The sequence below is a fragment of the Bordetella genomosp. 9 genome, from assembly GCF_002261425.1.
Classification (GTDB): domain Bacteria; phylum Pseudomonadota; class Gammaproteobacteria; order Burkholderiales; family Burkholderiaceae_B; genus Bordetella_C.
On the sequence record NZ_NEVJ01000003.1, the window covers coordinates 3,235,987 to 3,256,978 of the forward strand.

The 20,992-nt window shown below is 60.8% G+C and carries 18 protein-coding genes; 5 read left to right on the forward strand and 13 right to left on the reverse strand.

Annotated elements, in window-relative coordinates; translation table 11 throughout:
• The first annotated feature begins 87 nt into the window (after positions 1-87).
• The 3 genes from CAL26_RS25785 to CAL26_RS28430 are packed head-to-tail and all read left to right on the forward strand — an operon-like array spanning position 88 to position 2,101.
• Positions 88-1,017, forward strand: coding sequence for a biotin--[acetyl-CoA-carboxylase] ligase (locus CAL26_RS25785; protein WP_094849466.1), 930 nt, complete (start codon positions 88-90; stop codon positions 1,015-1,017).
• Positions 1,014-1,949 (forward strand): type III pantothenate kinase, encoded by a 936-nt coding sequence (locus tag CAL26_RS25790; RefSeq protein WP_094849467.1) that lies wholly within the window; start codon positions 1,014-1,016, stop codon positions 1,947-1,949. The genes CAL26_RS25785 and CAL26_RS25790 overlap by 4 nt, the downstream gene beginning before the upstream one ends.
• Positions 1,949-2,101, forward strand: a complete 153-nt coding sequence (locus CAL26_RS28430) for a hypothetical protein (protein WP_094849468.1) — start codon at positions 1,949-1,951, stop codon at positions 2,099-2,101. Before CAL26_RS25790 ends, CAL26_RS28430 begins: the two co-directional genes overlap by 1 nt.
• Before the next feature lie 37 nt (positions 2,102-2,138).
• Here CAL26_RS28430 and rffA read toward each other — a convergent pair whose 3' ends face one another.
• From rffA to CAL26_RS25850, 11 genes are all read right to left on the reverse strand, one after another.
• Positions 2,139-3,278 carry a dTDP-4-amino-4,6-dideoxygalactose transaminase gene (gene rffA, locus CAL26_RS25800; protein WP_094849469.1) on the reverse strand — a complete coding sequence of 380 codons (1,140 nt, stop codon included), beginning with the start codon at positions 3,276-3,278 and terminating at the stop codon, positions 2,139-2,141.
• Between the two features lie 9 nt (positions 3,279-3,287).
• Complete coding sequence (locus tag CAL26_RS25805; RefSeq protein ID WP_218831577.1) at positions 3,288-4,076, reverse strand: class I SAM-dependent methyltransferase; 789 nt, start codon at positions 4,074-4,076, stop codon at positions 3,288-3,290.
• A gap of 74 nt (positions 4,077-4,150) precedes the next feature.
• A complete protein-coding gene (locus CAL26_RS25810; RefSeq protein ID WP_094849471.1) occupies positions 4,151-4,609 on the reverse strand; it encodes a GtrA family protein in 459 nt (152 codons plus the stop codon).
• A complete protein-coding gene (locus tag CAL26_RS25815; RefSeq protein WP_094849472.1) occupies positions 4,609-6,249 on the reverse strand; it encodes an HAD family hydrolase in 1,641 nt (546 codons plus the stop codon). The genes CAL26_RS25810 and CAL26_RS25815 overlap by 1 nt, the downstream gene beginning before the upstream one ends.
• On the reverse strand, positions 6,246-7,007 hold the full coding sequence (locus CAL26_RS25820) for a class I SAM-dependent methyltransferase (protein WP_094849473.1): 762 nt from the start codon (positions 7,005-7,007) through the stop codon (positions 6,246-6,248). The genes CAL26_RS25815 and CAL26_RS25820 overlap by 4 nt, the downstream gene beginning before the upstream one ends.
• 3 nt (positions 7,008-7,010) lie before the next feature.
• Positions 7,011-7,946, reverse strand: a complete 936-nt coding sequence (locus CAL26_RS25825; RefSeq protein ID WP_094849474.1) for a glycosyltransferase family 2 protein — start codon at positions 7,944-7,946, stop codon at positions 7,011-7,013.
• Entirely contained in the window at positions 7,943-8,644 is a 702-nt protein-coding gene (locus CAL26_RS25830; protein ID WP_218831578.1) for a WbqC family protein, read from the reverse strand. The genes CAL26_RS25825 and CAL26_RS25830 overlap by 4 nt, the downstream gene beginning before the upstream one ends.
• 6 nt (positions 8,645-8,650) lie before the next feature.
• A complete protein-coding gene (locus tag CAL26_RS25835) occupies positions 8,651-10,147 on the reverse strand; it encodes a hypothetical protein (RefSeq protein WP_094849476.1) in 1,497 nt (498 codons plus the stop codon).
• Between the two features lie 175 nt (positions 10,148-10,322).
• On the reverse strand, positions 10,323-11,612 hold the full coding sequence (locus CAL26_RS25840; RefSeq protein ID WP_094849477.1) for a 3-deoxy-D-manno-octulosonic acid transferase: 1,290 nt from the start codon (positions 11,610-11,612) through the stop codon (positions 10,323-10,325).
• Positions 11,613-11,657: 45 nt separating this feature from the next.
• Positions 11,658-12,629 carry a lipopolysaccharide heptosyltransferase I gene (gene waaC, locus CAL26_RS25845; RefSeq protein ID WP_256988588.1) on the reverse strand — a complete coding sequence of 324 codons (972 nt, stop codon included), beginning with the start codon at positions 12,627-12,629 and terminating at the stop codon, positions 11,658-11,660.
• A 107-nt stretch (positions 12,630-12,736) separates the two neighbouring features.
• A complete protein-coding gene (locus CAL26_RS25850) occupies positions 12,737-13,888 on the reverse strand; it encodes an acyltransferase family protein (RefSeq protein WP_143277499.1) in 1,152 nt (383 codons plus the stop codon).
• A 141-nt stretch (positions 13,889-14,029) separates the two neighbouring features.
• On the opposite strand from CAL26_RS25850, the gene CAL26_RS25855 reads away from it, so the two are divergent.
• On the forward strand, positions 14,030-14,869 hold the full coding sequence (locus tag CAL26_RS25855) for an ABC transporter permease (protein WP_094849480.1): 840 nt from the start codon (positions 14,030-14,032) through the stop codon (positions 14,867-14,869).
• Complete coding sequence (locus tag CAL26_RS25860) at positions 14,859-16,184, forward strand: ABC transporter ATP-binding protein (protein WP_094849481.1); 1,326 nt, start codon at positions 14,859-14,861, stop codon at positions 16,182-16,184. Before CAL26_RS25855 ends, CAL26_RS25860 begins: the two co-directional genes overlap by 11 nt.
• A 31-nt stretch (positions 16,185-16,215) precedes the next feature.
• Here CAL26_RS25860 and CAL26_RS25865 read toward each other — a convergent pair whose 3' ends face one another.
• Together CAL26_RS25865 and CAL26_RS25870 are read right to left on the reverse strand one after the other, a co-directional pair.
• Positions 16,216-17,556 carry a glycosyltransferase family 4 protein gene (locus CAL26_RS25865; RefSeq protein ID WP_094849482.1) on the reverse strand — a complete coding sequence of 447 codons (1,341 nt, stop codon included), beginning with the start codon at positions 17,554-17,556 and terminating at the stop codon, positions 16,216-16,218.
• Positions 17,553-20,933, reverse strand: a complete 3,381-nt coding sequence (locus tag CAL26_RS25870; RefSeq protein ID WP_094849483.1) for a glycosyltransferase — start codon at positions 20,931-20,933, stop codon at positions 17,553-17,555. The genes CAL26_RS25865 and CAL26_RS25870 overlap by 4 nt, the downstream gene beginning before the upstream one ends.
• Positions 20,934-20,992: the final 59 nt, after the last annotated feature.

The following is a 20,992-nucleotide window of genomic DNA, read 5'->3' on the forward strand; positions in this document are numbered from 1 at the left end:
TATAAAATCCGGCCTGGATGTCCGTTGACCTGCCCTGGTCTTCCCCTCGCGGAAGAGCCGCCCTGCCTCAGCAATCGCCGTTCCCCAATGCCACGCCCACCCGAACTCCCGTCGCCCGAACACATGGCCACCGCGCTGCGCGCGCGGCTGATGGACGGCGCCGCGGCGCCTTTCGGGCGGGTGGATTGGGTGGCGGAGACCGGATCGACCAATGCGGATCTGCTGGCTCGAGGGCGGGAGTCGGGGCGGCAGCCCGTTCAAGCGCGAGGAGCGGCACCTGAGCCCGGAGCGGCCCAGGCCGCGACCGGCCATGGTCCTTCCCCCGACCACGCCAGCACGCGCAAGCCATGGCTGCTCGGCGCACACCTGCAGCAGACCGGCCGCGGCCGCGCCGGGCGCGCCTGGCAGAACCGCCCCGGCCAGGCCCTGATGCTCTCCTGCGCCTTCGACACCTCGCTCGCCGCCGCCAGCCTGCCCGTCCTGTCGCCGCTGGCCGGCCTGGTCGCCTGCGAGGCCCTGCGTGCCATCGCGGGACCGGGCGGCGATCGCCTGTGCGTCAAATGGCCCAATGACGTGCAATGGGGCAATGGCAAACTCGCCGGCGTCCTGGTCGAGACCACGCGCAATCCGGGCCCGCCGGCGGCGGGCCATACGGTGGTGATCGGCATGGGCATGAATCTGCTCGATGGCGCGGCGCTGTCGCAGGCGCTGGGACGCGACGTCGCGGATTGGACTTCGAGCGGATGCGGCGCGGCGCTCAGCGACGTGGTGGCCGACGTCGCCCTGGCCTGGCGCGCGGCGCTGGCCCAGGTGGAAAGCGAAGGCTTCGCGGCCTTCGTCGGCCGCTTCCGGCGGCTCGATGCGCTGGAGGGACGGGATATCCAGGTGCTGGACCGCGGCAATGTGCTGCATCAGGGCCTGGGCTGCGGCGTCGATGCACAGGGCAGGCTGTGCGTGCGCACCTGGGAAGGTGAAGTGCCGGTGTCCGTCGGCGAGATCTCGGTGAGGCCGGCATGAAGACGATTTTGTTGATCGATTCGGGGAATACGCGGCTGAAGGTCGCGGTGGTCGCGGTGGGCGCAGGGGGCTTCGTGGGCTCGGTCGACGCGGCGAGGGCGGCCGACGCGCTGGCCGGAACCGTCGGTGACCGCCCCCTGGCCGCGACTGCCGGCGGCATACGCGCCCACGCCATCGACACCCACGACGCCCAGGGATTCGCTGATTGGCTTGCGGGCCTGCCAGCCGCGCCAGTCGGCGCGTTGGGCACCAACGTCGCAGGCGCGGCCCGCGCCGCCGGCATCGAGGCAGCCCTGGCGCAGATAGGCTGCCCCACGCGCTGGATCCTGCCGCAAGCCCAGGCCTACGGGCTGACGTCCCGCTACACGCAGCCGGAACAACTCGGCGCGGATCGCTGGGCCTCCATGCTGGGCGTGATGACGCTGCGAACGCCAATGTCGCCCACGCCCACCGCCGGCCATACAGCGGCAGAAAGAGAAACACCCTCGCCTTTCGTGCTGGCCAGCTTCGGCACCGCCACCACGATAGACACCGTCAGCGCGGATGGTGTGTTCGAAGGCGGCCTGATCCTGCCCGGCCCGGCGCTGATGAAAAGCGCCCTGGCCGCGGGCACCGCCAACCTGCCCTTGGCCCAGGGCCAGGTCACGGCCTACCCGACCGACACGCAACAGGCGATCTCGTCCGGCGTCGCGGCCGCGCAGGCCGGCGCGGTGCTCAGGCAATGGCTGGCTGGGGTGCGGCGCTATGGCACGCCCCCGCGCATTTACGCCGCCGGCGGAGGCTGGCCGGAAGTCGAAGGGGAGATCCGGCGCTTGCTCGGCGACGCGGCGGAAAGCATGGGCTGCTTGCCGCCCACCATCACCGTGATCGAAAATCCCGTACTGTATGGCCTGGCGCGCATCGCCCGCGCCGAGAACCTGGGGCTGTCCTAATGCGCATACTCTTCATCCTGATCGTGCTCGCCAACGTCGTCGTCTATGGCATCGGCCAGGGGTGGCTGGGCGTGCAGCCGGACGATGAAGGCCGGGATCCGATGAAGCTGCAGCAGCAGTTGAATGCGGATAAGGTGGTGGTGGGGAAGTAGCCGGTCACCCATCGGCAGCGCGACGCCTTCCCATCCATCAGGAAATTGCCTTGGTCAGCGTCTTCACGATGTGGTCCTGTTGCGCTTCAGTCAAACCTACCCACAACGGAAGGCGAACCAGACATTCCGACTGCACGTCCGTCACTGCCATGGACCCGTGCACGCGGCCATAGCGCCGGCCGGCGGGCGACGAATGTAGCGGCACGTAATGCGAGACGGGATAAATCTCGCTGCGCTTCAATTCGCCGAGCACCTTTTGGCGCTGTACGCCTGGTCGCAGAAGCACGTAATACATATGGGCGTTGTGCTGGCACTCCACGGGCACCATGGGGCGGCGCAGTAAACCCGCGCGTTCAAGGGGCTCGATCAGATCGTGATAACGATTCCAGCTCGCCAGCCGTTCCCGTGTTATCCGCTCCGCTTCTTCCAATTGCGCCCAGAGAAACGCGGCGATCAATTCTCCCGGCAAAAACGAAGACCCGACTTCCTGCCAGGTATATTTATCAACTTCACCCCGAAAGAACCGGCTGCGGTCGGTCCCCTTTTCACGGATGATTTCCGCGCGTGCGGCCAGATCGGCGACGTTCACCAGCAGGGCGCCCCCTTCGCCGGATATGACGTTTTTTGTCTCGTGAAAGCTGTACGCGCCCAAGTCGCCGATGCTACCCAGCACTCGGCCCTTGTAGCTTGCCATCACACCCTGCGCCGCATCCTCCACGACTTTAAGGTTGTGGCGTTTGGCCACGGCCATGATCGTGTCCATCTCGCAGGCCACGCCGGCATAATGCACCGGAACGATCGCGCGCGTGCGTGGCGTTATTGCTGCTTCGATCAGCCGCTCATCCAGGTTCAAGGTGTCTTCTCGTATGTCGACGAACACCGGCACACCGCCGCGAAGCACGAATGCATTGGCGGTGGACACGAATGTGTACGAAGGCATGATGACCTCGTCGCCCGGCTGGATATCCAGCAATAACGCGGCCATTTCGAGCGCCGCAGTGCAGGAGTGGGTCAGCATCGCCCTATTGCAACCGGTGCGCTGTTCGAGCCAGTGATGGCAACGCTTGGTGAAAGGCCCATCGCCCGCCAGCATATTCCCGAACTTTGCTTCGGTGATGTAATACAGTTCCTTCCCCGTCATGTAGGGGCGATTGAACGGTATGAGACCGTCGGTCATCGTTTTCTCTCAGGTCGTTTGCTTTCGCGCCACAATAAGGCGGGATCCGCCAATCGGGAATCGCACGTTTGCGCGTATCAATCTCAGCTCCGCCGACATGACGGCATAAAAGGCGGCGTTCACATGGCGCGACAGTTTAAATTCCTTGGCGGGATCCGGATTCGCCTTCTTGTTGAGCGCGCGCGCCAGATACATGACCGGCAGCAACAACGATACGAATGATGTGCTGAGACGAATATCGAACCCGGCCGCGCGAAGCTTCGCGTGCATGTCGGTGGCGGAATAACGCCTGACGTGACGAGCACGCTCGTCGGCCGCGCTCCATAGCCATTGATGCTGCGGCACGGTGACCAGCAAGTGTCCGCCGGGAAGTAACGCGTTATGCAGTTGCGCGAGTACCTCCGAGTCCTCCTCGATATGTTCGAGTACATCGAAGGCGCCGATGGCGTCGAATTCGTCGCAAAACGGCATACGTCGGGCGTCCACCTGCATGAAGCTGGCACGCGGGACACGGCGGGCTGCAAACCCGAGCCCTTCGGTGAAAATCTCGCTGCCGTACAGCCGAGATTGAGGGAATTCCCGGGCGAGCCCGGCGAGCACATAGCCGGTCCCGCACCCGACCTCGAGAAATGCGCGGAGTCCAGGAACGTACTTTCTCATTGCCCAGATGATCAGCCGGTTCCTTGCCTCGAACCAGAAGTACCCATCTTCCAGTGCGGCAAGCTCCGAGAAATAGCTGGCTTCGAAACCGCCACCGCCATGGGCGAGCTCCGGCGCGTACGCATCGAAACCGTCCACTATTTGGGGACGATAGCCGCAACCGGGACATTCCGTGCCGGCGGAATAACAGCTGTCGCAGGCTAGGCAACGCCTCATTCCGCCTCCGATGGCACGCTGCGCGGCCTGAATACAAAAAGCTTGTACGCGCTGAAGAGAAAGGCCGCGACGATGAAGATCGCCGCGGCTTGCACCGCTTGATGAGGATAGCCCAGCTTGTCCACGAACATGGACAGGATGGCGAGGTTCAACAGATAACCCATCAACTGTATCAGCAGGTATTTGACCGCGGTTCCCATGACATTGCCCTTATGCGCGAAGGTCAACCTGCGGTTCCCCCAGAACCCGATGGCCGCGCCGACACCGTAGAGTATCGTCATGGTCAGCTTGGGCGTCGCGCCAAGATAAGTCGCGGCCAGATAGATCAGATAGCCCACCAGGTTGTTACCGACGCCGACCACGCCATAACGCAGCAACTGCGCGAAGGTGTAGTCGGACGCCCACCACCGACCGTTTGGCGTCTTTTGCGAAACGGGCACCTGACGGTCAGCCATCACGACAATTCCAATATCCTGTCGACGCCATAGAGCGAATCGAGCCACGCCGTCCTGCCTTTCGAATCAGGAAACTCTTCCTCGAATAGCTCCCTAAGCGGATTCGACATACCGCCATCACGCTTGACGATCACAGCACCCGCATATCCGGCACGAAGGGCACCCAACGCATCGCGCCACGGGCTATCCCCCACCATGAGGAGCTTTTCAGCGCTCAGGTGCAGTCTTTCCGCGACTTCCACGAAGCCTCTTGCATCGGGCTTGGGCGCCGATAGCGTATCGGTCAGCACCACGGCATCGAAGGTCATCCCTACCGGCAGTCGGGCTATCTTTTGCCGTTGCGACGCTGCGGGATTGTCGCTCAGCAGCGCGACAGGAATATCGCGGGCCTTGACCGCCCGCATGAGCGCCAACGCGTCCTGGTGCACGACGACGGCTCCCGGGTCCGCTCCCCGCCACAGTTCGATCAAGCCGCGCGCATGGTCCGCCCCTAACCCGGTGCGGGCGAGTGCCAGATCTATCAATTGAGGCCACGGCCCCTCGTCGACGATCCGTAACGCTTCCAGACGAAGCCTGGCGAGAATCTCGGGCTCCATCGATTCCTGCAGGTTTGCCAACACGCACCCCAGCTTGGCGCGCATCCAGCTTTTCTGGCATATCAGGGTCTCGTCCAGATCGAAGACGACTCCCTCAATCTGGCCATTCAACCTGGGAAGGAAACGTTCCGCCAGAGTCCTGACGACGAGCCCTGGAACCGGAGCGGACATCTCGGCGCCCGATACCAGGAACGCCACCAGATTGGCCCCGGCTGACAAGGCGCATACGGATGAGGTCCCTGGCCGAGGATTGATGTCGTTCAACCACAGAGCACCGTTCGGCTCCTGCAGGAATTGGATATTGAACAGACCGCACGCGCCGATACTTCGCAACCATGTCGCGGCATCGCCCGCCAGGCCGGAGACCGCCGCATCGTGAACCATCTCGCTGACGACGGCAAATCCGCCTGATGCCCTCAGCCTGCGCCGGCACACCATGGGCGAACAATGCCCGTCGGGCCTGACGGCAAAGTCGACGGACCATTCGACGAATTCAGCGAGCAACGGCTGCCATAGATACGCATCCGGCGATACTTCGCGCCGTTTCCGCTGCCATTCCTCCCAGCTGGAAACCGCCACGATGCCGAGGCCGCCCCAGCCGTGACGCGGTTTGCCGATAAGTGGCCACGAGATGCCGTCCTGGTCGGGACCGACGATGGGCAGCACCGGCAGCCCCGCGGCCGCAGCCGCTGACATGGTTCGCGCCTTGTCGCTCAGAAGGTCCACCAGTTCAGGAGTGCTCACGAATACGGCAAGGCCCATGCCCTCCAGTTCCGGCCGTAACGCCGCCAAAGCAGGCAGGTCGAACATCGTGGTGGGAAACACGCCTCGGATTTCGTGCTGCTTTGCCGCGGATATCAGCTCCGCCCGAAAAGCCTCCTGGCTTTTCACCAACGGCATAAGGTGAAAAGCATCTGCCTCGAAGCGGTTGAGACTTTCGGAAACGCTATCCGCGATCACGACCCGCCAACCGATTGCATGCAGGCCCCTCAGCACAGGGAGACCCTGGAAGCCTCCCCCGCCCACCACCATGGCGGTGTTCATCGATGGACCCGGGCACCGGGAACGCGGATCTCCGCATACAGACCATAGGCGTATTCCGGAGCAAGGTCGCCCGCGTGTATCAGTACGTTCCAAACCGCCTCAGGCAGGTTCAGCATCTCCAGCTGCGAGGTGGAGAACGGCTTCAACAACAAGCCTGTCTCGCGGCTGACATCAAGATTCAAGCCCTCGAACAAGGCGCGGAAGGAGCTACGATCGAAATAACGCTTATGGCCAAGCTTGTAGTCCCATTCGTTCAGGGCATAAAGGTCGGGCAACAATCCAGCGCGTGCGCCCAGCACGCGATGCATGGAAAGCGCGTTGGGCACGGCTGCGCATATCACGCCGCCCGGCTTCAGCAGCCTGGAAAACCGGTCGACGATCAAAGCCGGATCCGTCACATGCTCCAGGACGAACCCCATCTCGATAACGTCAAAGCGCCGGTCTGTGTCGAAGGTCTCAAAGTAACCATGGACCAGTTCGAAGTCATAAGGAACATCGGCCTGCTTGCCATAGCGTTCTATCAGCAATCGCGAGCCTTCGACAGCGGTGTAAGTGCGGATCTTATCCGCCAGATGGAGAACGATGCTGCGACTGACGGTTTCGTAGCCGATTCCAAGGCTGCAGATATCGATCTTGCCGTCGAATCCCTGGCATGCGGAAACCAGTTCCGCCGCATAGGCGGTAAGCACGCCGTGGTTGTCCCTTGCATAGGGGAAAGAGGCATCGTATGCATCTACGTATTGGTCGAGGTCTTCCATGTTTCAGCGCTCCCCGCTCTTGCTGTGTACGTTTCTCACAATGAACAACGGCCTCGCCTGGACCTGCCGGAATATTCGATGGATATAAAGTCCGATGACCCCGAGGCCGATCAGGATCGCTCCGGAGCTGCCAACCGAAACCAGCGCCAGGAACGTGAAGCCGTCGACAACCGAATCAGGAAACAGCAGGCGTCGTAGCAGTAGATAAACAAAATACAGGGCACTCAGAAGCGATATCCCAAACCCCAGCCAGAAAATAAGCTTCAAGGGCGCGCTTGAGAATGAGCTGAGCGCTTCGACCATCAACTGGAGGCGACGAAACGGCGAGTAGGCACCTTTGCCGGTCCGGGGGGTCTTGACCAGACGGACAGGAACCTGCCTGAAACCCGGCCAATAGAACATCCCGCCCAGGAACAGATTGCGATCGCCCATGGACAGCAACGCATCAAGATACTTCCTGTTCATCAGGCGCTCGGTCATGATGTCCGACGGCACATCCGTGTCCGACAGCGCGTTGAACAACCGCCAGAAGAGGCCTCCAAACACCCGCGTGCCCGTGGAGCCCCGTCGCGTCTCTTGTACACCGTAGCTGACGTCAGCGCCGCTCGCGTCCATCTCGGCCTTGAAGGCGGAGAGGACGGCGGGGTCGACTTCAAGGTCGCTATCGATCAGAAAGCAAAACTCGCCACGCGCGTGCTGCATCCCGCAAACAAAAGCGGGATGGTGCCCGAAATTGCGGGCCAACTCTATGACCTTGATGCGGCCGTCCGCATCGGCGCGCCGCTCGGCGATTTCCCGAGACGCGTCGGGAGAGCCGTCGTCGACCACGACGATTTCGAACTCTCCGCCGAACGCTTCGCCGGCGCGAACAGCCTTGTCCAGGAACTGGTCGACGAAACGCTCCGACTTGTAGAGGGTAGTGACGATAGAAAGTCTCATGCGCTCACGTACTTCATATAGCGGGGAGCATCCTTTCCACAGTTGAACAGCAGATCCAGAACCGTCACCCCGTGTGTGAATTCGCCCCAGAGCTGTGGGTACTCGGGATAGCCAGCATAATCGAACCATGTGAGTTTGATGGATTGGGCGGCAAACAGCGACTCATCCACATAACTTTTGGCGGCCGGCCCTGAAATGTATTCGGTCGCACCCGCCTGCACACACAGGCTGACCAGCCGTTCGGTCTTGCCATCCCCCAAGTCATAATCCCACGAATTTTTTATGACGGTAGTGATCCCGAGATAACGGCAGATTGCCTCGATGAAACCCCTATTGAGGCCCGAAATACGGGAATATTGGCAGCTTGAATAAAGGGGCTCGAGCCAGGCAGCGATTTCCTCGAAGTGGGGCGCGCGGCGATAGTTTTGAACCAGGGCCTTCCAGTGGTCACCCGCCCAACCGCGCCCATCGATCTCCGTTTCGCGGATCTTCTGGTTGAATCGGCTTTTCACCATCACCGGAACGGTAAGCCACTGGACCCCTTGAGGGGTTTTTATCTGATTCCGGTTGCGCCAATCCCGCCGGGTATATTGCATGTCGTCATACAGGATGAATTCGTCCACGGCGGCAATCATGTCGAAATAGCCTTTCCATGGAATATAGCTGGACTGCAGGATGGCGACTTTTTTCATTGGCATAGGACCTCAATGGGATCCGGCATCCTTGGCCCGAAACAGCAAATAGTCCGGATTGGGAGACACTTCGATTCGATCGAAATTGTCGAGAACATATTGATAAACCAGCGCGTGGGTATTGCTGAATCGGAGTTCGGCACGCCCATCTAACGCGAGATTGTTAATTACGACAATACCAGGAGCTGCCGCCTTCAGCTCCCGTATCTGCTGACGCTGGTAGTCGGCTGACCGGGGGAACAAGGCATATATCTCCCAGATGGGAGATTTGCGTTCAAGGACGGCATACGCGCCCGGCCAGAACGGAGTGGCGAAAATAGAGCGCCCCCCCGGAGCATATTGCTCCGCCAGCCGCCGCAGCAGTACCACATCGCTGGCGGTGCCCGGATCCATAATCAAGCTGCTTCCCGACACTTCCACGGCCACGCAGTTCTGCGCGCGTTCGCATTGCCATCCCGGGTGGTACGGCAGGTTCACCCACACACTGGCGACCGCCAGAATGGAAAGCGACAGCCATCGCATCCATCCGGATGCCTTGCATATCACAGCCGTCACTCCTAACAGCAAAGGAAAAACGGACAGAGTCAGATGGGAGAAATCCGCACGCGAGTAAGCGTAATGGGAGTACGCCAAACTAAGACCCGCGCAGGCAACCGTAATCGCATGCACCTGTCCCGCGCCTCGCCTCTTGAAAAAGGCCCACGCCACCCCGATCAGGCCGTAGGCAACAATTGCAATAAAACCGAGGCCGGCGATGAGCTGTCGCACTGCTGCTCCTGCATCGATGGAGGAGAATTGGACATCCCATGGCCACGGCACAGGTAATGGAAGATTCGTGCCTTTCACCTCGAACATGAAGCGCACACTATCGACGAAGGCGGTGGCGAAACCCGGCGCGAACAGACACATCAGCAGGATTGGACTGAATCCCAAGACCACGCCTGCCGCCCACGTCGCCAATCCGCGTAACACTGCCTGCACCCCAATGGCACCGGTCGCAAGCCAGGCTATCCCGATCAGCATGCCGAAGGCTGCATAGACACCATGATTGCGCCCGAACACCGCTGCCATGCCTGTGTAAACACCGGCCAATAAATATCTTCTACCAACCGGGCGTTCAAGCAGATAAACCACCATTCCAACGGAAAAAATCGAAATGGAAGTGTCGAAGAGCTTGTGGCGTATGCACATCCACGACACCAACGTAATCCCAGTCAATATCGTGCAAAACACAACGCTTTTGCGCGAGGCCTGAATCTCCCTGCTTACGAGATAAAGCCCGGCAAACAAGCCTAGTGCCTCGAAAACTGCACAGGCGGCGCGCACGGCCATTATTCCGTAATCCCCCCAGGGCATCAGCAACGCCGCTGCCCAGTAGTACCTGCCAGGGTCGTACGCCATAAAGTCGCGGACGGGGACCTCCCCTGCAACAACCCGTTGGACGCCGTACCAGAGGTAGCCCTCGTCCCAGAGGCTGAATCCCTTATTCCCTTCCCAGATGAATACCACAAGCACTGCGCAAGTAGCTACAACAAATGACCAAAGCGCGCGGCGTCTATTGTCGGCGGCAACTAGTAGCATGAGAGTGGGGCCGGAAAAAAGGGAAAAGTATATCGCGCGCCGTGGGTGCAAAGCGCCTCAAGGAGCGACGTGAAATAGCGATGCGATCTCTGGGTCGTCCGGCTCAATTTCCCAGCCAGGGGCGCAGCAATTCAACAATGCGGTCGGTTGCGCCGGCATGCGACGCGGTCCACGCGCGCGCGGAACGGCTCATCCCCGCCCGTCTTGCATCGTCGGAGAGCAGCGCATATGCCGCACGCACCGCCGATTCCGCATCCGTAACCTGCAGCGCGGCGCCAGCTGCTACCGCGTCCCGGGTTGCCTGAGCGAAGTTGTGCATATGCGGGCCGACGATGACCGGCGTACCGGCGACACAAGCTTCAATGAGATTTTGCCCACCGAGCGGCGCGAAGCCCCCCCCAACAATGGCGACATCCGCGGCGCCGAGGTAGAACGACATTTCGCCTATCGTGTCGCCGAGAAGGACGGATATACCTGGCGTAGGCATCCCCTCGCTGGAAGATCGCCGCGCGAATTTCACTCCCTCTCGCTGAAGTAGCGCCTCAACGTCGCTGAATCGCTGCGGGTGGCGGGGAATGATGATATGGAGTACGTCTTCGAGACCGGGTGTAAGCTCCCTGGCCCGTAGCGCACCCAGGAACCATCGTTCCTCGCCGTCGCGCGTGCTGGCAATGGCTAACACGGGCCTACCAAGCGACTGGCGGAAACGCCGACCTTCCTCCAGTTGAGGTTTGGAAAGGCTCACATCGAACTTCAGGTTACCAACCACGCGCGGACCCCGCGCGCCCACCCGCTGGAGCCGTTCGGCGTCTTCGACAGTTTGAGCCAGGACCAGATCCAAAGTTGAATAAGCGCGACGCAGAGCGCTTCCGAACCACCGCGCCTGCTTGAGCGATGACAACGATAAGCGTGCGCTCACCAGGACAACGGACACGCCTTCAACTCGAGCTTCGTGGATTAGATTCGGCCACACCTCGCGTTCTATGAGAATGCCGCATCGGGGTTTGAAGAAACGAAGGAATCGACGCACCGAACCAGGAAAATCGTAAGGCAGCCATGCCTGCCGCAGCCTACCGTTGGCGATCTCGCCGCCATACACCCGCGCGGCCTCGTCCCAGCCGGTAGGCGTCGTATGCGTCAGCAATAGCGGAAAGCCCCGGTCCAGCAGCGTCCTGATCAGGGGATGCGCCGCGCGGACCTCCCCCAGGCTCACCGCGTGAACCCAAACCCGACCGATCCGGTCACGATCCTGTTCCCGTTCGACATAGCGACCGAACCGAGCCGGAGCCAGGATCTGCCAGCGATCGCCATCCTTGCCCGCGCGCGCACGCATCCAGAGCCAGATGAGCGGCGCGAATATACGTAGCAGTACGGTGTACAGGAATCTCGTCATGGCATCAGGTTAGGCGGACGACGACGCCGTCGTGTGCCATACATCTCAGGCGGCAAGTGCCTGCTCCACGGCGGCGACGACGGCTTCGCGCGAAGGCGGCGCCCCGCGGTCTCCAAGGCTTGCGGTATAGGCGTCGCCAACCAAAGGCGTGCGAACGGGTGTCGATGCCCGGTATATGCCCACGGTAGGCCGTCCCAGCGCCGCCGATAGATGGGTAAGACCGCTGTCCAGGCCAACCATCAGGCGCGCACCCGCCAACAAATGAGCCACCGAAGTAAGATCCATCCGCGGCATGACTTCGGCGCCCGCTATACCCGAAATCAACTGAGTGGCACGCTCTGTTTCCTGCTCACTGCCGGCGAGCAGACGCAGCTTGCAACCCGCGCCGCGCAGCACTTCAAAAACTGCGCGCCAATCCGCTTCAGGCCATAGCTTGTCCGGACGGCTGGCGCTAGGCATGATGACCGCATAATCGGACAAGCCACCACTGCGGTCACCGGCAAGCTGCGCTTGCCGCGCCAGTTGCTGCAGACCAAAATCCGGTTTGCCGGTTGCGGTATAGCCGAACGTCAGACCGGCTAGCGCTCTTTGGCGTATGACCGCAGGCTGCCAGAATTCGACCTTGTGGCGCACATCGTAGAAGAGAGACGCCAGGGGTTCGCGCGCGGAACGCCAATCCAGCCCATGCCGCACGCCCCGCGCCTGCCTGACCAACCATGCCGATTTGAGCAAGGCCTGCATGTCGAGCACGATGTCATACCGCGTGTCGCGCAAGCGTTCAGCCAAAGCTTTACGCTCTGTCCGTGCCGACGATGACCACCAAGCCTTGCGCCAACGGCGATGGGCCACTTTGATCACGCTGCGGACAGCGGGATGCCATGCAGGTATTTCCGCGAACGATTCTTCGGCGATCCAGTCGATATGCACGTCCGGCACATGCCGTGCAATGTCAGACATCGCAGGCAACATGTGCACCAGATCGCCCAGCGAAGACGTGCGGACAATGAGAACTTCCACGGCGTGGACCCGAAGGAGATGAAGCCCGGTATTTTAAGCGATGGGCCGGCGCGCCTTGATGCCGGAAAGCGGGCCGGACAAGACCGCGCTCGACCCGTGGCGGACATTCAGGCTGGCGCGTTACGGGCAAGCCGCCAGGGACGCCGGCCCAGAATGAGGTCCCTACAAGGCTTTTCGATAAGCACGTGCACCAATCCGGCCAGTATCAGTGTGGATATCCAGTAAAGCGCACCGCTGTACGGCAAGGCCACGATGGCTGGCCGCTGCTCGAACCATAGAAGCGTGGTGGCGTGGAACAGGTATAGCGCGAAACTGGACTCGCCCAGGAACACGATCGGGCTCCAACGCAATGCCGCGGACAGGGCGCCCTTGCCATAAGCGAACACGACGATGGCGAACGCGAAAATCGGGGCGCTGCCGCTGTTGATCAATACATACTGGACAACCTCCACCCAACCCGGCGGAACCAGGCTAGCCACGGGCAGGCGAGGCGTTTTATGCAACGAATATACGCATGCGGCGACCGTTGCGACCTCCACGACGGTCCAGCACCCCGGCGATTTCCATAAAGAGCCGCGTATTCCGTCCATCCGGGCACGCGATACCTCAAAGCACCGCCAAGCGACAATTCCCAAAACGAATTCCGTGAGTCTCGCCAAGGGATTCGTATAAAGGACGCCCATCACGCTGAAACTGGCCCGCCCGACGTCGGAGGAGATGTGATAACGCACCGCCAACCACATGAAGAACGCGGTAAGCCCCGCCGCCGCGGCCAGGGGCAAGACCCACGAGCGACGCAACGAAATCATCGCAAACGGGAAGGCCAGGTAGAAAAAGGCCTCGGTCGAAATGCTCCACGCAACCCCGTTGAACGTCAGGAACGATTCCCTGAAAGGCACCCAAGCCTGCACAAGCAAGGCGTTGCCGAGCAGCACATACACGATATCCATCGCGCTCATCCCGGCGGAATTCCATGTGCCTGCTATCAACGGCAAGGCCAGGATGGCGGCGATATGTGTGGGCCAGAGACGCGCGATGCGTGCTCGATAGAACGAAGCCAGCCGTTCCTCGACCCTGGGATAGTTGTAAGCGAGGATGAATCCCGACAATACGAAAAAGAACGACACTCCCTGGGCCAAGGACAGGTTGAGAGCAAGGCCGAAAGAGCCGAAAGCCGCATGGCTATGGCCCAGAACAATCATCGCTGCCGCGAAGAAACGAAGCGAAGTTAGAGGTAGTAGTTTGTCACGCTGCGCCACAACGAGTCGCCCGGCCAATTAAGACATCGCGCAGGATACCTTATCCGCCGCAGGGGTGGCGCGCCCAGGGACCGGGGGAGCGCCTATGTCATAATTCGCCAGCCCACCCGCCAGCCGGGTCGGAATGTTTTTGGACCGCAAATGAACCCTCACGTAACGCCGCCGGCTTCCCCGGCAGCCTTGCTGCTCAGCATTTCGAAGCACCGGCAATTGATCGGTCAGATGATTCGACGTGAGGTCGTCGGCAGATATAAAGGTTCGGCCCTGGGGCTGGGCTGGTCCTTCTTCAATCCTTTGCTCATGCTGTCCGTCTATACGTTCGTGTTCTCGATCGTATTCAAGGCCCGCTGGGGCGTCACTCACGCCGACGCGCCGGAAAGCAAGGCGATGTTTGCCGTGGTGCTTTTCATCGGGCTCATCGTCCATGCGTTGTTCGCCGAGATCCTGACACGCGCGCCGACATTGATCACTGGCAATGTCAACTACGTCAAGAAAGTGGTGTTCCCACTGGAGATCCTGCCGGTGGTGACCACTGGCGCCGCGCTGTTTCATGCCGTGGTCAGTCTCGGCGTCTGGTTCCTTGCTTACCTGGTATTCGTCGGCCCACCGCACTGGACGCTGCTACTCCTCCCCCTTATTTTTCTCCCGCTCATCATCCTGGCGCTGGGCTGCGCCTGGATTCTTGCGTCGCTGGGCGTCTTCCTCAGAGACGTCAGCCAGACCATAGGCATATTGGTCACCGTGCTGATGTTCACGGCGCCGGTTTTCTACCCGATCAGCAACCTGCCGCCGAGAATCCAGCCCTTGGTAATGCTCAATCCGTTGACTTTCATCATTACCGAGGCACGAGACGTGGCGATATGGGGCAATATGCCCCGCTTCGATTTGCTGGGCGTGTATTTCCTTATCTCGGTTCTGGTCGCTTCGGCCGGCTTCGCCTGGTTTCAGAAAACTCGCAAGGGCTTCGCCGATGTCCTCTGACACCGCCATCCGCGTATCGGGCTTGAGCAAGTGCTTTCACATTTACGAGAAGCCGCGAGACCGCCTGCTGCAGATGCTGGCTCGTGGCCGGCGGAAATACTTCAGGGAATTCTGGGCACTTCAAGACATCAATTTCGAGGTCCTCCGCGGCGAATCGATTGGTATCGTGGGGCGCAACGGCAGCGGAAAATCGACGCTCTTGCAGCTCATTTGCGGAACACTGACACCGACGACCGGGGATATCGAAACCTTCGGCCGCGTCGCCGCTCTGCTTGAACTTGGCTCCGGCTTCAATCCGGAATTCACGGGGCGTGAGAACGTCTACTTGAACGCGTCCGTGCTGGGACTCTCGACGGCCGAAATCGATGCCCGTTTCGACAGCATCGCGGGATTCGCCGACATCGGCGAGTTCCTGGACCAGCCTGTGAAGACGTATTCGAGCGGGATGGCGGTCAGGCTGGCGTTTGCCGTGCAGGCCCAGGTAGACCCCGACATCCTGATCGTCGACGAAGCCCTTGCGGTGGGCGACGCGCGCTTCCAGGCAAAATGCTTCGAGCGGCTGCGGCAACTGAAGGAAAGCGGGACCAGCATCCTGCTGGTCACGCACTCCGGCGAACAGGTCGTCACGCATTGCACACGCGCCATCCTGCTCGACACCCACAGGATCCGCATGATCGACGCGCCGCGCGCCGTGATCAACCGGTACATGGATCTGCTGTTCGGCCGCGAACCGTCGGACGCAAATGACGGTGCCGCAGGCGAGGCGGCGGATCCGGACGCACAAGCGCTCCCGACCGACGAGCCGGACGCGCACCCGCTGAGCGTGACCGAAGACGTCTTCGCGACGAAGCCGCATTACAACCCCCATGAATACCGCTGGGGCGACGGCGCCGCGACAATTCTGGATTTCCGCTTGACGGCGGATGGTCGGGAGTTTTCCCATGGCGTCAAAACCGGCGCCAGCATGCAGATCGACGTTGCCGTACGCTTCAACGCAACGGTGACGGCGCCGATCTTCGGCTTCACGTTGAAAACCAAGGAAGGGGTTACCGTCGCCAGCACCAATACGTACGTCGGCAACGAACCAACCTTCCGGCTGCTCGGCGACAAAGGCACCGTGGCCTTTGTGCGTCTGCGGTTTGCCGCCCGGCTGACGGGTGGAGATTATTTCCTGTCGCTGGGTGTGGCTTCACGACAATCGGAGGACATCGTCCCACACGATCGTCGCTACGACTCCATCCATCTCGTCGTCGAGCCAACCGATACGTTCTACGGCCTGGCCGACCTATCGATAGATCTCGCCGCCAACCCTTGATCGAAGGAACCACGACCGCACTCGCGGTTGTTCAATGCCGGATGACCGTTCGATAAACGGCTTCGGTATCCCGCACCATATCGGCCACGGTGCGGGGAAAGGCGGTGTTGCGCTTCATGAACTCCAACAGACCGTCCTCGGACACGAACCGGTTCATCTTGCGCGCCAGGTCGTCGCAGGACCCACGCTCGAAGAACAGGCCGGTCTCCCCTTCGTTGACCATTTCCGTCATGCCTTCCACGTCGGCGACGATTACCGGCGTGCCGGTGGCCAGGGCGTCCAACAGGACCAGTGGGCTGTTCTCGTACCAGCGGGACGGAATCACGATGACATCGACGTTGGACAACACCCGGGCCATTACCGATTTGGGAAAGGTCCCGTGATAACGAACGCTATCCCCGAATGAAGCCGACAATCGATCGAAGTATGCGATGTCCTGGTCTCTCGGCCCATAGATGTCCAGCGTTGCGCTTCCTTGTGGCAATCGCGCGAATGCGTCCACCAGCAAGTCAGTGCCTTTGTGCGGCGCTATCTGCCCGATATAGCCGAATCGGACCACCCCTTCCGGACGCAACGATTTACCCAGCGCACGGTCGATGTCCGTGCCGAACCATACCGAATGCATGGGAAGACGGAAGCCATTCCGCTTATATGCGTTCTGCAGGAAGCTGGTCGGCGTGATGACCGCGCTGTACTGGTCATACAGGCTCAACAATGTCTGCGGCCGCACACGGAGATCGCGGATCACACTCGCGAAGTGCGACCCTCTTATCGGAGGCAGGCGTCTCATTCGGACCGCCACCGCGGCGGCCTTCTCTGCCCATTCATCGTTGGCGAAGACACGATACCGAGCCGGCGCTCCGCCTTGTTCAGCCACAGCCTTGCCATAGCAGGCAACGCAGTTGGATCGCGTTGCGTTGGGGCCGGCGCACAACTCGCCGGCTGCATTTTCCAGCTTGTTGTTGAAACAGATGCCAAAGAAATCCGTAAAGGTAGCAACCGTCTTAATGCCCATTTCATTCAGCACCTGCAAAAGCGTGGCTGTATGGTTTATCAGGTGCGTGACATGGACCAGGTCCGGCTGTTCCTGCGCCAGTATCTGACGATAGACATCCGCAACCGCTGGCTGGTAATAGGTATCCTGCACCCTGACATTGGGCAGGTGATTCTTGTCAACTGCGATGACAGGAACACCCTGGTGTTCATACTTCTGGATCAGCTCGTCGCCACCCGGCTCGCCTGGAAATATGGCGGTAATCACCACCGGCTGATGCCCCAGCTGCTGCAGATGTTGCGCCAGATTCAGCGTGTAAGTTTCAGTGCCGTAAAAATGGCGCGGAAAAAAACAATGGACGAAGAGCGCTATTTTCATTGGATGACCAGTTCGTCAGCCTTGGCCACGGTTGCGGCGAAAACTTCCTGATATAAATCATGGTAGGCGCCTATCATGGCATCCAGGGCGAAGTAACGCTGTGCACGGGCCTGATGCGCCAATGCGAGATCACGCCGAGCGCTGGTGTTGTTCAGAAGGCCGCTGATGATGCGCGCCAGGGCGCCCGCGTCCCCGGCCGGCGCGACATAACGACCATCATCGATGATTTCGGGAATCGCGCCCACGTCGTAGCCGACAACTGGAACGCGCATATTCATGGCGAACGGGCTGACCTGCCCGAAGCTTTCCTTCCATACCGGTGCGACAAAAACCGCCATGCGACGATACAGGCTCGGCAGTTCGTCGTAGGCGACGTAACCGGTGAACTCGAACTGACTGGCAACGCCCGCGCTCTCGACCGCTTGCCGGTACGGGTCAAGTAGCGACCCGCCGCCCACGATCAGCATGCGCGCGGCCGGATTCTGTTTCGCTACGAGGATGAAAGGCTCGATTGACGCCTCGTTCAGCTTGTCGCGCTCCAACCGATACACCATTCCAACACAGTTGCCCGCCGGCTCTTCACCCGCTTTCAACGAGAAATGCGAGAAGTTGGATCCAGGGTAAATGACCCGGGCCGCCTCGCCGGGCACCCCGAAAGTCTCTTGGACATACCGGCTTACATACACGTAGTGCAACACGGCGGACGACGCAAAAGGCTCCACTGGCGTGTTGACGTTCTGGATGACACCGATGCCCAGGTTTTCCGCAGCAGCGAACGCTTGAGCGTACCAGGGCTCATCCACGTCCCCCCAATAATGCACGTGGATCAGGTCGGGGCGATGCTCTCGCAGGTAAGCGAGGAAGGGCTCGGCGGACTCGCGGCTGCGGATCTCGTGGACGGGGATCCCCTCATAGGCAGGCGGGTCCGGCAGAAAGCTGGTCAGCACCGATTGCTCGTATCGATGACCCAGTCGTTCGTACAGATCGACCACCAGCTGGGAAGATCCTCCAGTCATGAAGTTCGCGAGTACGTGCAAAACCCGAGGCCGTCGCGCCAACGGCGGCTTCTCCTGGCGGACGATGTAGGCTGCCCGCTTGGCACCCGCACCATTGGTGATGGGCTTGTTTGGTAGTTGCGGGATCGCTTCGGATTCAAGCGGCGCGAACACGCGTTTCGCTCGCCTTGCAAGCGGGCCCAGCCGCGAGCGCAGCGGGCGCGGCGCCAGCATTGCCACGCCCAGATAACAGGATTTGGCGAACTCGCGGATACCAAAAGGCCGCGTTCCCAGGGTCCTGTACAGTCGTTGCCACTTTGTCTGTTCGATAGCAGCGAGCCGCGCGCGCAGCACCACGAGCTCCGCGTCCCGTGAGGCGACATTGGCATTGGAAATCTGCAAATTCGTCGACATTTCCTCCGAGACAGTGAGCCGCGCCTCCAGCAAGGCTTTCAATGCCACGATTTCCGAATCCTTCTGTTTCAGGGTCTCTTGCAGCGATGTCTCTTCGCGGATGTCCCGAGACAGTTGAGCGAAAACCTGCTCCCGTTCCTGTATATGCTCATTCAAGCGCCGGACCTCGGCAGTCAGGGCTTCGATTTCCTTCCCTTTATTCTCGATAAACAAGTCCAGCCGCTTGATCTCCGTCGCCTGTTCAGCCAGGGCACTCAGCTTCAGCATCAACTCTTCATTGAGCCTGGGCACTTCGTCCAGCGGATTGCGCACCACGCGCAGTTCAGCAGCCAGCACGTCCAATGCAAGCTCGGTGGATCGTCCCGATACTAGTCGCTGCAGCTCCGCCTCCCGTTGGCCATAGCCGAGCAATGCCTCGTTGTCGAACGCATGACCGAGCCGCGCCAGTACGCCGGCGAAAAGCTCGCTGAATGAGAGCGGCGTTCCGCCAGCCGGCGGTGCCACGGTGCGAATTTCCCACAAGGAGCAATAGACTGCCCTGAACAGCAAATAACCGAATTCGATTGTCTCGCCGTAACGCCATTCCAGATCGATGAACCGCGGGTGGCCGTTTTCGAAGATCAGGTTGCGCGGTATGGCATCCACAAGGACGCCATCCACGGGCTCCGACAGACCTATGCCATCAGCCGTGCCCAGCGCATGTACGGTGCACAGCGCATCGAGCCAGCCACAGAACCACTCGAGGAATTCATGCTGGGACCAGCCTGGCCGGGAAACGATGAGACTCAGCCGGTGTTGCCAGTGTTCGCCGCTTATGAAACGCTGCGGGGGAACATCGAGCGGCTGCAGGCTGGATTCCGCCCGAGGCGCCTCCGGAAACAGCCGGCGATTCAGGACCTGGAGATCGCCATGTTCGGCCCCGGCGCGGATTTCCACTTCCTTGGCAAACACGGGCAAGCGATCAACGGAATAATGGTATGCCTTGCCGGGTAATTCGAAAGGGGGGCGCACGCCCTGCGCCGCGACGACGAGAAACGAATTGGCAAGGTCGTGAGCGAGGCCATTGCGATATATGGGCCCCCACGTGCGCTCCAGTGAAAAGACCTCGTAGTAAGGGCGTTGCGGGTCTCCCGCAGACGCCCCTGCAATCATGGCACTGAAATCACCGGGCAGCCGGCCCGCCAGGGCATCCTCGCCGAGCAGCGATACAGGCAGCTTGTAATCGGGAAAGGGGTACCACCACTCCTGGCTGCCATAGCCAGCCGAGTCGAGGTGTTCCGCAAGCTCGATGCGGCCGAAAGTAGCCACGCCATCCGCGCTGTAGCGGTCTTCGATGCCGAACATCGCCGCGCCGGTATGGTCCTCGGCTGCGCCGGCAAAATACTTGAGCCCGAGCCGATTTTCGATAGCCAGAAACAGCACGCCATCCGGAGACAGTTGCTGCCGACACGCGCGCAAAAGGGCCTGTGTGCCATCGGGACCAAGAAACTTGCGGGCGTATTCCAGCACGCCGATAAGCATGACCGCATCGAAGGTACCCAATCGATCGATGACCTGGCTCGTAGCGTGGATGATGTCGACCTTCGGCAAATCCCGCGTACGTTCGCGTGCGATGGCGGCGCGCACCGGGCTACCTTCCACTGCGACGATCTGCGCGCCCGCCTCGCCCAGAAAACGCGTAATCGCGCCGCAGCCGCAACCGATCTCCAACACCCGGCGTCCCTTGAGCCAATCGCGGAACGGCCGGACGATATTGCCGCGGCGCGGACTCAGGTGATACAGCGAGGGCCAGTCCTTGACCTTGGACGCCAATTCCCGCGAAGTCGTGCTTACGTCGCTCGAGCTACGCAGCGCCTCCAGCATATAACGCTCTTGTTCTTCACCATCCGAATAATCGAAAGGACGCGCCGCCGGATCGCGCCAGACTCTAGCGCCTTCATCAAAAACAAAATGCTGAGAAAAATCCATATCGACTTTATATATTCGGGTTACGAGGCGCCGTCCAGACAGACCGCCCTTACGGAGGT